This window comes from Duganella rivi, from assembly GCF_009857435.1.
Lineage (GTDB): Bacteria > Pseudomonadota > Gammaproteobacteria > Burkholderiales > Burkholderiaceae_D > Rugamonas > Rugamonas rivi.
The window spans coordinates 757,225-771,393 of record NZ_WWCK01000002.1 but is presented as its reverse complement, the minus strand read 5'-3'; the positions used below and the strand labels follow the sequence as shown (position 1 = coordinate 771,393).

The window sequence follows — 14,169 nt, the reverse complement described above, 5'->3', positions numbered from 1 at the left end:
TGCATTGCTCATTTTGTAACGTATAATCGGCCGTTATTTTTATCACAACGGCCGATTATATGATCGCACTAGCGCTGGCGTTTTATCTCGTCTTCGTCCTGCCCGCCCGGCATTTGTGGAGCGACTTCCGCCCCAGCGACAAGCCTAAGCGCCCGCCGATACAGCGCTATCTGAGCTCGATCCGCGACATCGGCCTGCTGCTGCTGGCCCTCCTCTTCATCTGCTACTGGAACGGCTACAGCGTCGCCGACATGGGCCTCGCTCTGCCCGCATCGGGCGCGCCGCTGTGGTGCCTGATCGCCGCCGCCGTCGCCATGACCGCGCTGGTGATCGGCAGCTTCATTCACACCGACAAGATGCCTCCCGAAAAACGCGAGCAGCTATTGGCCGCGAGCCGGGACGGTGGCATGCCCACCAACGCCGCCGAGATGCGCCTGTTCGCCGTCCTCGTTGTTTTCATCGGCGGTGGCTGGGAACTGCTGTACCGCGGCTTCCTGCTGCTGGTGCTGTCGCCGTACATCGGCACCTGGGGCGCGGTCGCGGTGTCCGGTCTCGCTTACGGCACGGCCCATGGCTACAAGAGCGCCAAGCAGTTCAGCCTCAGCGTGCTGATGGCGCTGCTGTTCGCCGCCGGCTACGCCTTGACCGGCAGCTTGTGGTGGCTGATGGTGATCCACATTGTGTTGCCAGCTACCAACGCAATCAATGTCCACCGGCTACTTAAGCTGCAATGAAGAAATATTGTTGATTTTAAATTAGCTAAAAGTCTACAATGGCGTTTCCATTTCTACGGCGAGACGCTATGAGCAACGCGGACATCAAGGGCACCTACGGCTACACCTTCAACACGGCCGCGGGCACGGTCCGCATCACGGCCGACCAAATCACCAACCTTTCCAGCTACACCACCGGCACCCTGCGGCTGGAATTGTGGGTGACCGACTTCCCGTGGGATGAAGACTCGCCAAAAGAAGGCTACAAGATCGCCAACGTTGCGCTGAGTCCGGCCACCAATGGCACGCTGGGCGCCAACCAAACCCTGTACAACATCGATCAGACTGTGGCGTTCACCAAGCCGCCGTCCGGCACCCACTACGTGACAATGGTACTGGCCGAATACACCGGCAAGGACATGGGCGTCGATGGCGGCTACCAGGTGGTGGATACCGGCGGCTTCGAAAAATGGATGACCGTCAGCAGCACCGGCGTGATCGGCGTTCAAACCATGATCATGCCGACCGTGAGCATCGACTCGCAAACGGTGGTGGAAGGCGACGACGGCGTTACCAAGTCCATGGTCTTCACACTCAAGCTGTCGCAGCCGACGCCGATGGCCACCGGCGTGTATTTCGACACCTACGACCAAACGGCGATAGAAGGCGTGGACTACGGCGGCGTGCACACCCCCGTGGTCTTCATGCCCAACACCACCACGACCACGGTCACGGTGCCGATCTACGGCAATAACGACTTTGAGCCTACCCGCGTCTTCGGCGTGGATCTTAACTTGCTAATAAACGGTAACGCCAAGGACAGCGACCTCACCGCCGACGGCTACATCGTCGACAACGACGGCGCAGGCATCGACCTGCCGACCGACGGCTACATGGATCTCGACTGGTTCCTGTACACCACCCGCACCGAGTTCGCATGGGAGAAGGCAACTGGCAAGGGCGTGAAAGTGGCGGTGCTGGACAACGGCATCGACGCCGCCCACGCTGACCTGAGCGCCAACGTCCGCACGGATCTCGGCCGCACTACCCTGACCATGACTCCCGGCGGCGCGCCCGTCACCAACGACGACAACCACGGCACGCTGGTGGCCGGCGTGATCGCCGCCTCCCGCGACGGCAAAGGCATGGTCGGCGTAGCCTACGACGCGCAACTGGTGTCGCTGTATAGCGCCAGCCGGATCAACGATAAGCTGCCGACCGAAATCGCCAACGCTTATACGTACGCGCAGAATTTCGATGTGCTCAACGACTCGTGGGGCTACGGTAACCTGCTGGCCAACGACACCAACTGGGCCTTCCTCGACAACGCCAACGATCCGCTGTTCGCGCCTGCCTTCAAGGCGCTGCACGATCTGGCTGCGGACGGCCGCCATGGCCTCGGCACGGTGGTGGTGCAATCGGCCGGCAACGGCTACAGCTACGGCGACGACACCAACCTGCACAACTTCCAGAACAGCCGCTACGTGATCACCGTCGGCGCCACCGACTACTTCGGCAGCGCGTCCTACTTCAGCACCACCGGCGCATCGATCCTGATCGCGGCGCCGGGCGGCGCGGGCAATACCGACTATTCCAGTATCATCACCACCGACCGCACCGGCACCGCTGGCGAAAGCTCGTCCAGCTATGCCTTTGCCGACGGCACCTCGTTCTCGGCGCCTATCGTATCAGGCATCGTGGCGATGATGCTGGAGGTGAATCCGAATCTCGGCTATCGCGACGTGCAGGAAATCCTCGCCTATACCGCGCACCAAACCGACTACACCTCGGGCGATGTGACCGACAACGGCGCCACCAACTGGAACGGCGGCGGTATGCAATTCATTTCCGTCGCACAGACCACCGGTTTTGGCCAGGTCGACGCACTGGCCGCAGTGCGGCTGGCAGCAAGCTGGGACAGCACGCCGAAGACCGTGGCTAACACGGTTGAAGTCACGGCCACGCAAAAGGTCAACCTGGCGATCCCGGACAACAACAAGAGCGGCGTCACCAGCAGCGTCAACATCACCAGCGACATGGTGGTTGAGCGGGCCGATGTCAGCGTCAACATCATCCACCCGTTCATCGGCGACCTGCAAATCGCACTGACCTCGCCGAGCGGCACCACCAGCTATTTGATGTACCGGCCATCACAAGGAGCATTGAGCGCTTACGGTTCCAGCCAGAACGACATCCACTTCACCTTCGACACGGTGCTGAACTGGGGTGAAGCCGCCACCGGCAAATGGACGCTGAGCGTAACCGACCTCGCCACCGGCTTGGCAGGCACATTCACCGACTGGACGCTGGACCTGGTCGGCCATGCATCGAGCAAGGACGACACCTACGTCTACACCAATGACTTCCCGCTGCTGGTGAAGGCCGATCCAACCCGCGCCGTCCTCACCGATAAAGATGGCGGCATCAACACCATCAACACCGCGGCGCTGGGTGCGGACAATTACATCGACTTGAGTGGCGCTACCACCACTGTTCTGAATGACGGCAAACTGACCATCGCCGCCGGCACCGTGATCCGCAACGCCTACGCCGGCGACGGCAACGACACCGTCATCGCCAATGCGCTGGGCGGCACGCTACACGGTATGGACGGCAACGACATCCTGCGTGGCGCGACCGGCATTGATATCCTCGACGGCGGCGTCGGCGACGACACCATCAGCGGCGACGCCGGCATCGACACCGCACTGTTCCACCACGCGCGCGCCGACTACACCATCACCAAGAGCGCCAACGGCTACACCGTCAAGGATACCAAGGGCAACGACGGCATCGATCAATTGAGCGGCATCGAGCGCCTGCAATTTGCCGACTCCGTGCTGGCCCTCGACACCAGTACCGGCATCGCCGGGCAAGCCTACCGCCTGTACCAGGCCGCGTTCAACCGTACCCCGGATGCCGGCGGCCTCGGTTACTGGATCAACGCGATGGACAAGGGCGTGGCGCTGATCGACGTGGCCAAGGGCTTCGTCAGTTCGGCCGAGTTCCAGTCTCAGTATGGCGCTGCGCCAAGCAACGCCGACCTGGTCACGCACCTGTACAACAACGTGCTGCACCGCGACCCGGACAGCGGCGGCGCGGCCTACTGGAAAGGCCTGCTGGACAGCCACACCATCGACGCCGCCGAGGCATTACGCAGCTTCAGCGAAAGCCCGGAAAACGTGGCGGCGCTGGTTGGCGCCACCCAGAATGGCATCACCTACACGCCGTTCTACGGCTAAGCCTTCACGCTCCCCTTCAACTAGCTTAAGGCGGCATCCAAAATCCGGCCCGTTTGTGTTCGTTACGCGTCACACGGGCCGGTACTTCTTGAGTATTTTGCATTGTTGTTGGCATAATCGTTTCGACCTAAACGATCGCCGGCTCAAGTGAATCCTATCGTCTTCGCCATTCCCGTGTTCGTCGCTTCCATCCTGCTGGAAGTATGGATAGCGCATCGCCGCGGCGCCAAGGCCTACGACACTGCCGACGCTCTCACCAGCCTGCACCTCGGAGTACTGAGCCAGATTACCGGCTTGTTCGCCAAGCTGGCGACGCTCGGTATTTACGTCGCCGTCTTCGAGCAATGGCGCTTCACCACCCTGCCCGCCAACAGCGTTTGGGTGTGGGCCGGCGCGCTGCTGGCCTACGATTTCTTCTACTACTGGGCGCACCGCATGGGCCACGAAGTGGCGGTGCTGTGGGCCGCGCACGTGGTGCACCACTCGTCCGAGTTCTACAACCTGTCCACCGCGCTGCGCCAGACTTCCAGCGGCTGGCTGTTTGGATGGTTCTTTTACCTGCCGATGGCGCTTGCCGGTGTGCCGCCGATGGTGATGGTGGGCGTGGCGCTGATCGACCTGCTGTATCAATACTGGGTCCACACCGAGATGGTGGGGCGGCTCGGATGGATGGACCGCGTATTCGTCACGCCGTCCAACCACCGCGTGCACCACGGCCAGAACGATTACTGCATCGACCGCAATTACGGCGGCATCCTGATTCTGTGGGATCGCTTGTTCGGCACTTTTGCCGATGAACGCGACGACGAGAAAATCATCTACGGCGTGCGCTCGCCGCTGCGCAGCCTCAATCCGCTGTGGGCCAACCTGCACTACTACGCCGACTTGTGGCAGTCCACCGCGCAGGCCAAGGGCTGGCGCAAGAAAGTACAAGTGTGGCTGGCGCCGCCGGGCGCGTGGACCGGCGAACCGCTGGGCCACTTCGACGACGCACAATTCCAGCACTATCGCCCGCACACGCCGGCGCCGGCCGCCGCTTACGGCATCCTGCAATTTGCTTTGCTGGCGCCGTGCGTGATGCAGCTGATCGCGCTGGCCCCGTCGTTGCCGCTGCCTTCGCTGGTGCTGTACGCCGCGCTGATCGCAGCCAGTACCTTATCGCTGGGCGCCTTGCTGGAAGGCCGCCGCTTGGGTGCGCGCATTGAGCAGGCGCGCGGCGTTGTTCTCGGCCTGGCCTTTGCGCTGCTGCCGGATTGGTTTGGATACGAAGCGCCATTGCTGCTGCGTGCAACGGTGCTGGCGCTCTCACTGGGCGCCGCTGTATGGCTGGAAAAAAATATAAAAACACATCAATGGGAGACAACATGAAAACGCATCGCACCGTTATTGCCGCCAGCCTTGCTGCGGCCTTCTTCGTCCCGCCGGCATGGGCCGCCGACGAAGTGCAGTCGGTAGTCGTCACCGCGCAGTCGCGCAAGCAGTTGGTGCAGGACGTACCGATGACCATGCAGGTGGTCACCGCCAAGGATATTGAAAGCGTCGGCGCCAAGGACCTGGCGGACTTGAACGGCTACATACCCGGCTTGACGGTCGATGCGATTGAACCTACCCAGCCGTCGTTCGGCATCCGCGGCGTGCAGGCGGCGGACTTCGGCATTGCCACCGATTCGCCAGTCGGCATTTACGTCGACGGCGTCTACACCGGCAAGACCGGCGGCGCGCTGATGAACTTCATCGACGTGCAGCGCATCGAGGTCGTCAAAGGCCCGCAAGGCACGCTGTTCGGGCGTAACAGCGCGGCCGGTGCGATCGCCATCACCACCAATGAGCCGGGCAAGGAAGTGGACGCCAACGCCCACGTCAAGCTGGGTAAATTCGGCCGCGCCAATGCCGACGTGATGCTCAACTTCCCGATCACCGACACCTTCGCCACCCGCATCGTGGTGGTACGTTCGGGCAGCGAGGGCTGGGCCGACAACACCGCCACCGGTAAAAAATCAGGCGGCGATAAAGACTGGGCCACCCGCGTTTCGCTGCGCAAGGACTTCGACGCCGCCAAGCTGGTTTTGTCGTTGGAGCATGAGAACATGGAGCAGTACGGGCGCCCGGCCTTCGGCGTGGTGAAGAATCCGGCGCTGCCGCTGGGCGGCTATCGCGGCGTGTACGATGCGGCTTACACCGCCAACTTCGTCAATCCGTTCGATGTACCGCTGGCCAATGACCAGCAAGGCAGCGAGGGCCGCATGTTCGACGGCGCCACGCTGCGCTTTGAAGCGCCGGTGGCCGGCATGACCTTCAACTCCACCACCGCCTATCGCCGCTTCAAAACGCACAACCTGACCGATAACGACGGCACCGACCGCCCTACCCTGCACCTGACCACTCAGGACGCCAAGCGCGCGCACAGCTTCCAGCAGGAGTTCAAATTGTCGGGCAAGACCGATCAACTGGATTGGATCGGCGGCTTGAGCTTCTATCACAACAACGAGCACCAGGACGCGGGCGCCTACGTCACCACCGGCACGCTGGATACCTTGAGCCAGTTCGCCGGCGGCGATCCGAATTTCGCCATGCTGTTCGGCGGCCTTGCTGCGGCAGGCCTGCCGGGCATCAGCCCAAGCAGCGTGTTCTCGTGGGACGAGACCCACTACAGCGACGTGCGCACCAAGTCGGCCTCGATCTACGGCGACACCATCTGGCACCTGACGCCGCAAACCAATGCCACCGTCGGCCTGCGCTACACCAAGGACAAAAAGCAGATGACGTGGTACGTGCCGGGCCGCGTATCGCCGCAGCTGGATGACTTCCTGAATCGTTTCGGTCCACTGGCCGGCTTGAATGCAGCGTCCTTCCCATCCAACGTGATCTTCGACACCGCCGCGCGGCTGGTCGCCAAGCCAGTCACGCGTGAGAAGGATTGGACCGACTGGAGCCCGCGCCTGGTGCTGGACCACAAACTGACTAAGGACACGCTGCTGTTCACCTCCATCTCGCGCGGCTACCAGGCTGGCGGCTTCAATATCTTCACGCCGCCGAATCCGGCATCGGCCACGCGCACCGGCCAGGATCCAAGCTTTGAGCCAGAGAAAATGACCAACTTCGAGGCCGGCACCAAGATCGTGCTGCCGGCGCTGCGCGCCACCTTGAACGCATCGCTGTTCGCCTACAAGTTCAAGAACCTGCAAGACGTTCAGCTTTACAGCGTGGGCACCATCCCGACTTACAACGTGATCTCCAGCGACCAGAAGGCGCATGGTCTCGACGTGGATGGACGCATTCGCCTGTCGCCGCGTGTGACGCTGTTCGGCGGCTTTGAGTACATCAACCAGACTTACACCCGCTACCAGCGTCTCGACGCTGCCGGCCATGTCACGCTGGATCTGGGCGGCCAACCGGTCGGCACGCCGCGCCTGACCGCCATGGCGGGCATCAATATGAACTGGGAGACCGCCAATGGCCGCGCCAGCGTCAACTTCCAGGGCACGCACGCCACGGCGGAGCGCTGCAACAGCGACACGGCGGACCTGAGCTGCCTGAGTACTGCTAAACTGAAGACCGGCACCGCCATGAGCAAGTACGACTTGCGCCTGGCTTGGGACAGTCCAAGCTCGCGGTACGGCGTGGCGCTGATCGTCAACAATGTATTCGACCAGCGCTACATCCAGACGCTGGGCGGTCAAACCGAACAATATGGCGCGCCATATGCCAACATCACGCCGCCGCGCGCAATCGGCGTGGAATTCAGGGCTAGCATGTAAATGGCGTCAAAACTCGTACTGGCTGCTGCGGCAGTATTGGTGGTTGCGGCAGGCGGTGCGGCGACTCTGGCCGTCCATCCTCCAGAGTTGTTGAAGGTCGGCGCCAATTACGGCGCCAAGATCGTTTGTTCCAATGTGTTTATCGCCGGGCGCGATGCGCAGGCCGTATTGGCCGATGATGTGCAGGCGCCCGGCCATCCAGTGCTTCAACATCTGAGCGTGCGCGTCGATCAGGAACGCAAAACGGTGCGCACCCAGTTCCTTGGCTTTATCGGCGACGGCATGGCCGTGTATCGTCCCGGCACCGGCTGCGCCGTGGTGCCGGATGGCGATGTTGAACAAGCCGCCAAGCACCAATTCAATCCGATCAAGATTTGGGCGCCATCGCCTAAGGTGCCCTGGCCGACTGGTTCGCAGGCCGAAACCAATAAAGCCGTGCAGGCTTTATTGGAACAGGACGACCTGGCCGGCCCCGGCGTGCGCGGCATGGCCGTGATCCATCGCGGACGCCTGATCGCGCAGCGCTACGGCGCCGGCTTCAACGCCGCAACGCCGCTGCTGGGATGGTCGATGACCAAGACCGTGACGGCGGCGCTGGTCGGCATGCAGATCGCCGACGGCAAGCTGTCGTTAGAGCAGGACGGCTTCTGGCCGGACAAGTCCGACCCGCGCGCGCAAATCACGCTGGCGCAGCTGATGTCCATGAGTAGCGGCCTGCATTACAACGAGAGTTACGGCGACGTGTCCGACGTTACTCGCATGCTGTACCTGGAGCCGGACATGGCGTCCTTCACGGCTTCGCAAGCGCTGGAGCATCCGCCGGGCAGCAAATGGAATTATTCGAGCGGCACCACGGTGCTGTTGTCGCGCATCTGGCAGCGCGCGGCGGGCGATGACGCGCTGTCGCTGCCGCACAATCGCCTGTTTGCGCCGCTGGGCATGAACAGCGCGGTGATCGAAGCCGACGCACGCGGCAATCTGGTCGGATCAAGCTATATGTACGCCAATACGCTGGACTGGGCGCGTTTCGGCCAGTTCCTGCTGCAAGACGGCATATGGCAAGGCAAACGCATACTGCCTGCCGGTTTTGTCGAAGGCATGCAGCAAGTGGCTGCGGCTTCGGGCGGCCAATACGGACAAGGACAGTTGTGGCGCTGGGGGCCGTCCGGCGATACGCCTGAAGGCCAGAATCCCGACACGCGCTTCCAGCTTCCCGCCGATACCTATTGGATGAAGGGCCATGACGGCCAAAGCATCGCCATCGTGCCCTCGCAGCAGCTGGTGGTGGTGCGCCTGGGCCTGACGCCGCATCGCCTGCTGTATCAGCCGCAAGCGCTGCTGGCAGCCGTGGTCAAGGCGGTGCAGCCATGACTGGCGCCGTGCCTTACGGCCTGCTGCGCCACCAAGGCGCTATGCTGCTGACCGGCGCGCGCGTGGTCGGCCACACGATGATCAATGCGCTGGTGCCGGCCTCCAGGCCGGACGACGGTGCGGCCAGCCGCATCGCTCCAATCACGCGCGTACTCGGCGCCCCGCCGCAAGAACTGGTGGAGCAGTACCTTGCATGGGCCGGTGCGGCGCGCGGCTACGAGGGCCGGCTGCCGCCGCACATGGTGTCGCAATGGAGCTTGCCGCTGGTGGGCGAACTGCTGCTGCGCATGCCCTACCGCCTGACCAGCGTGATTAATCAGGGTGTGAGCTTGCGCGTGCTAGGCCCCCTGCCGCGCAATACGCCGCTGCACGTGACGGCCAGCGTCGAACAAATCGAGCAGACGCCGGGCCGCATCAAGGTAGTGGTGGCCGTTGTCACCGGCACCGCCGAACAAGCGTCGCTGGTGGAAGCGCGGCTGCATATGAGTTTCCTGCTGCCGGGGCCTCGCGCGCCGAAAACGCCGCAGGAGCGCGGCAACGAGCCGGATTGGATCACGGCCGGTTTGTGGCACGCCGATGCGCGAGATGGCCTGCGTTTCGCGCTGCTGACCGGCGACTTCAATCCGATTCACTGGTTTGCTCCGCTGGCGCGGCGCTCGGTATTCCGAGGCATGGTGCTGCACGGTTTCGGCAGCTTTGTGCGCAGCTACGAAGTGCTGTCGCAGCAAGACGTGCGTTTCAACGAAATCGATGTCCGCTTCGTCAAGCCCGTAGCGCTGCCCTGCCTTGCCTTGTCGGTGCAGGTAGCGCCGGAAGATGCGGCCGACGCCGAAGGCTGGCGCGCCCTGCGTCTCGCAGGCAGCGGCGATGCGCTACACCTGGCGGGACGGCTGCGCTGAGAACCCGGGTCTGACGGCACTTGCCTCGGCGGTCAGCGCATGCGTGGCCGGCATTGCTGCTATCGCCCGCTTCATGCAATGCTGTCTTCCGCCACGCGCACCGCATTGCGGCCGCCTTGTTTGGCGGCGTACAGCATTTTGTCGGCTGCCGCCAGCCAGTCATCCGGCGTGCGCGCCTTGTTCATGTAAGCCACGCCGATGGAGATAGTGATCGGATGGCCTTCCAGCAGCGTGGCCGAAGCCACTGCCGAACGCAAGCCCTCCGCCAGCACCGCAGCAGCATTTAACCCCGCGCCGCTGGCCATGATGGCGAATTCCTCGCCGCCATAACGGAAAATGCGGTCGGACGAACGCGTATGGCGGCGCATCAGTTCCGCCAAGCGCACCAGTACCTTGTCGCCCGCCGCGTGGCCGTATTGGTCGTTGACTTGCTTGAAGTGGTCAAGATCGAGCAGCAGCAAGCTCGATTCCAATTGGGGCCTGCGCTCCTGCGCATACTCGGACAGCTTGCGATCCAGCGCGCGGCGGTTGCCGACACCGGTCAGGAAGTCCAGCTCCACCGCCGTGTGCAGCTCCTTGTTCTGCAAGCCGGTGCGGTAAGCGAAAATGTAGGCGAACAGGTTCACCAGACCGATCGTCACCACAATGGTCATCAGGTTGACCACCTCCAACTGCATGGTCAGGATGCCCACCAGCACCAGCAGACCGACACTATTGATGGCCACCGCCACCGCAGGCCGCAGCACAAAGTACGCAGCAATCATGGTCGGATACACCCAATAGACCAGCGACACGCCGCGCAGGTACACGGTCACCAGCATGCCCACCGAGTAGAAGATCGTGACGAGCAAGCTGGCAACCTGGTAACGGCCGGTGCGCCACACGTGCACAATCACCGCGGTCATGCCGGCCACCAGCAGCATGTCTACCACCGCCGAGGCCCAGCTACCTTGCAGCAGCCGGTATACGCCGAACGGCAAGATGCTCGGGATGCTGAGGGCGCACAGCAGCATCAGGATGATTTCTTCCTGTCGCCGCTGGCGCCCTCCCGACAGCCAGTGCCAGCGCCCCGCACCGGATTTGCCGCTCATATTCATCACGATACTCAGTGTGCGCCCTGCGTGCCTGGCTCGCCAGAAGCGACGGCCGGCTTGGCCTCCGCCTTGTGCTCACCCGCAAGGAACATATACATCGCCGGCACCACGAACAACGTGAACAAGGTGCCGATCGACAGGCCGGTGAAAATCACGAGGCCCATCGCGTGACGGCCCGCCGCCCCCGCGCCAGAGGCAATCACCAGCGGCACCACGCCGAACACCATCGCCGCCGTCGTCATCAGGATAGGACGCAGACGGGTGGCCGCAGCTTCCTCGATCGCCTCGCGCTTGGACTTGCCGGCCGCGCGCAGGTGATTCGCCACCTCCACGATCAGGATACCGTGCTTGGAGATGAGGCCCATCAGCGTCACCAGGCCGACCTGCGTGTAGATGTTGATCGAGGCGAAGCCGAGGAAGATAAACGTCATCGCGCCGAACAGCGCCATCGGCACCGAGAACAGAATCACCACCGGATCGCGGAAGCTTTCAAACTGCGCCGCCAGCGCCAGGAACACGATGATGACCGCGAACAGCATGGTCACGAGGAAGCCGCCCGACTCCGCCGCATACTGGCGCGATTCGCCCGAGAAGTCCGCCGTGTAGCCCGACGGCGCCACTTCCTTCAAGGCGTCGCGCAGGTACTGCTGGATCTCGCCCTGCGAGGCGCCGGTCACGCCCGAGATGGTGGCCGCGTTCAGCTGCTGGAAGCGATTAATCGCCTCCGGCTGCACGCTGTACTTGATGGTCGCCACGGTGCTGGCCGGGATCATGTCGCCGCTTGGCGTCTTGATGTAGAAGTCCAGCACATCGCTTGGGTTCAAGCGATCAACCTGTTGCACCTGCGGGATCACTTTGTACGAACGGCCTGAGATCGAGAAGTAGTTGACGTAGCCGCCGCCCAGCGCCGCCGCCATGGCGTTACCGAAGTCCTGCTGCGTCAGGCCCAGCGTGGCCAGCTTGTCGCGGTCTACATCCACGCGCGCTTGCGGTGTGTCGATTTTCAGGTCGACGTCGACGAAGTAGAATTTATTGTCCTTCTGCGCTTTTTCCAACACCGCGTGCGCCACCGTGTTCAGATTTTCGAACGGCTCGGTGGTGGTGATCACGAACTGCACCGGCAAGCCGGAACTGCCGGGCAGCGCCGGGAACTGGAACGCCGCCACGCGGCCGCCGGCAATGCCGTTCCACTTGGCTTGCAGCTCTTGCTGGATTTCGTGCGCCGAGCGGCTACGCTTGTCCCATGATTTAAACAGCACGCCGCCGATACCGGAATTGGTGGTCGGCACGCCGGTAATCTGGAACATCTGCTCGTACTCGGGCAGGCTTTTCGCCACGTCGAAAATCTGCTTGGCGTAGGCTTGCATTTGATCCGAGGTCGCGGTCGGCGCGCCCACCACTTGCGACAGCACGATGCCTTGGTCTTCTTCCGGCGCCAGTTCGGACTGCGACATCTTGAACTGCAAGATCAGCAGCACAAACACGATCACGCCAAACACGATCAGCACCGGCCACGTGTTGAGCAAACTATGCAGCACGCGCAGATAGCCGTTGTGAACCTTCTCGAACACGCGGTCGATGGCTTTCACGAACTTGCCCTCGTCCTGCGAATGATCGAAGAAGTGGCCGCACATCATGGGCGACAGCGTCAGCGCCACGATGCCCGATACCGCCACCGCGCCAGCCAGCGTAAAGGCAAACTCGGTGAACAGCGCGCCGGTCAAGCCGCCCTGGAAGCCGATCGGCACATACACCGCGATCAGCACCACCGTCATCGCCAGGATAGGACTGCCCAGTTCGCGCGCCGCGACGATGGCGGCGTCGAACGGCGTCATGCCCGCCTTCATGTGGCGGTCGACGTTTTCCACCACAATGATGGCGTCATCCACCACCAGGCCGATGGCCAGCACAATCGCCAATAGCGTCAGCAGATTAATCGAATAGCCAAGGATCAGCATCACGAAGAAGGTGCCGATCAAGGACAGCGGCATCGCCACCACCGGCACGATCACCGCACGGAAGCTGCCGAGGAACAGGTAGATCACCACCGTCACGATCAGCAGCGCTTCCACCAGCGTCTTCACCACTTCCTCAATGGAGGTGTTGATGAACTCCGTGGAGTCGTAGACGATCTCGCCGGTCAGGCCCGCAGGCAGCTGATCGCGGATGGCCGGGAAGGCTTCGCGCACGCGCTTGGCCACGTCCAGGATATTCGCGTCCGGCGCCACCTTGATACCGATGAACACCGAGCGCACGCCGCTGAACGCAACATTGAAGTCATAGTTCTCCGATCCCAGCGTGACGGTAGCGATATCCTCCAGATGCACGATGGCGCCGCCGGCCTGCTTGACGGCCAGCTGTTTGAACTCGTCCACCGTGTGCAGGTCGGTGCCGGCAGTCAGCGGCACAGTCACCATCTGGCCCTTGGTCGAACCGAGACCGGCCAGGTAGTTATTCGCCGCCAGCGCCGCGCTGACTTCCGCCGCAGTGACGCCATGCGCCGCCATCTTGCCCGCATCCAGCCACGCGCGCAGCGCGAACTGGCGCGCGCCCAGCAGCTCGGCGGTTTGCACGCCCTGGATCGAGTCGAGTTTAGGCTTGACCACGCGCGCCAGGAAGTCGGTCACGTTATTGGTCGGCAGCGTGTCGCTGTAGAAACCCATGTACATGGCGTCCGTGGTCTGGCCGGTTTGCACCGTCAGCACCGGTTGCTGCGCCTGTTGCGGCAACTGGTTCTTGACCGAGTTGACCTGCGTGGTGATCTCGGTCAGCGCGCGGTTCGAGTCGTAGTTCAGGCGCAGCGTGGCCGTGATGGTCGACACGCCGCTATTCGACGACGACGACAGGTAATCAATCCCCTGCGCCTGCGCGATGGCCGATTCCAGCGGCTGGGTGATAAAACCCGCTACCGTGGCCGCATCCGCGCCGTAATAAGTGGTGGAGACAGTCACCACCGCGTTCTGCGTCTTCGGATACTGGTTGATCGGAAGGCTGAACAGCGAGCGCAAACCCAGCACCACGATCAGTAAGCTGATCACGCTGGCCAGCACCGGCCGCTTGATGAAGATATCGGTAAAGTTCATGGCGCGTTA

8 protein-coding genes are annotated in these 14,169 nt (G+C 62.6%); 6 read left to right on the top strand and 2 right to left on the bottom strand.

The annotated features are described in order from the left end of the window. The first annotated feature begins 59 nt into the window (after positions 1–59). The 6 genes from GTP45_RS08020 (at position 60) to GTP45_RS07995 (ending at position 9,983) form a co-directional block, all read left to right on the top strand. On the top strand, positions 60–734 hold the full coding sequence (locus GTP45_RS08020; RefSeq protein ID WP_161013317.1) for a CPBP family intramembrane glutamic endopeptidase: 675 nt from the start codon (positions 60–62) through the stop codon (positions 732–734). Between the two features lie 68 nt (positions 735–802). Continuing rightward, positions 803–3,955 carry a S8 family serine peptidase gene (locus GTP45_RS28955; protein WP_161013316.1) on the top strand — a complete coding sequence of 1,051 codons (3,153 nt, stop codon included), beginning with the start codon at positions 803–805 and terminating at the stop codon, positions 3,953–3,955. Between the two features lie 147 nt (positions 3,956–4,102). Continuing rightward, complete coding sequence (locus tag GTP45_RS08010) at positions 4,103–5,323, top strand: sterol desaturase family protein (protein ID WP_161013315.1); 1,221 nt, start codon at positions 4,103–4,105, stop codon at positions 5,321–5,323. Then, positions 5,320–7,713, top strand: coding sequence for a TonB-dependent receptor (locus GTP45_RS08005; RefSeq protein WP_161013314.1), 2,394 nt, complete (start codon positions 5,320–5,322; stop codon positions 7,711–7,713). Before GTP45_RS08010 ends, GTP45_RS08005 begins: the two co-directional genes overlap by 4 nt. Then, positions 7,714–9,084, top strand: a complete 1,371-nt coding sequence (locus GTP45_RS08000) for a serine hydrolase domain-containing protein (protein ID WP_161013313.1) — start codon at positions 7,714–7,716, stop codon at positions 9,082–9,084. Next, positions 9,081–9,983, top strand: a complete 903-nt coding sequence (locus GTP45_RS07995) for a MaoC/PaaZ C-terminal domain-containing protein (RefSeq protein WP_161013312.1) — start codon at positions 9,081–9,083, stop codon at positions 9,981–9,983. Before GTP45_RS08000 ends, GTP45_RS07995 begins: the two co-directional genes overlap by 4 nt. 71 nt (positions 9,984–10,054) lie before the next feature. Here GTP45_RS07995 and GTP45_RS07990 read toward each other — a convergent pair whose 3' ends face one another. Both GTP45_RS07990 and GTP45_RS07985 read right to left on the bottom strand, forming a co-directional pair. After that, complete coding sequence (locus GTP45_RS07990) at positions 10,055–11,080, bottom strand: GGDEF domain-containing protein (RefSeq protein ID WP_161013311.1); 1,026 nt, start codon at positions 11,078–11,080, stop codon at positions 10,055–10,057. Between the two features lie 8 nt (positions 11,081–11,088). After that, on the bottom strand, positions 11,089–14,160 hold the full coding sequence (locus GTP45_RS07985; RefSeq protein ID WP_161013310.1) for an efflux RND transporter permease subunit: 3,072 nt from the start codon (positions 14,158–14,160) through the stop codon (positions 11,089–11,091). Positions 14,161–14,169: the final 9 nt, after the last annotated feature.

Coding starts and splice junctions, on each gene's coding strand:
- GTP45_RS07990 (WP_161013311.1), bottom strand. CDS start 11,080: ATGAATATGAGCGGCAAATCCGGTGCGGGGCGCTGGCACTGGCTGTCG.
- GTP45_RS07985 (WP_161013310.1), bottom strand. CDS start 14,160: ATGAACTTTACCGATATCTTCATCAAGCGGCCGGTGCTGGCCAGCGTG.
- GTP45_RS08020 (WP_161013317.1), top strand. CDS start 60: ATGATCGCACTAGCGCTGGCGTTTTATCTCGTCTTCGTCCTGCCCGCC.
- GTP45_RS07995 (WP_161013312.1), top strand. CDS start 9,081: ATGACTGGCGCCGTGCCTTACGGCCTGCTGCGCCACCAAGGCGCTATG.
- GTP45_RS08000 (WP_161013313.1), top strand. CDS start 7,714: ATGGCGTCAAAACTCGTACTGGCTGCTGCGGCAGTATTGGTGGTTGCG.
- GTP45_RS28955 (WP_161013316.1), top strand. CDS start 803: ATGAGCAACGCGGACATCAAGGGCACCTACGGCTACACCTTCAACACG.
- GTP45_RS08005 (WP_161013314.1), top strand. CDS start 5,320: ATGAAAACGCATCGCACCGTTATTGCCGCCAGCCTTGCTGCGGCCTTC.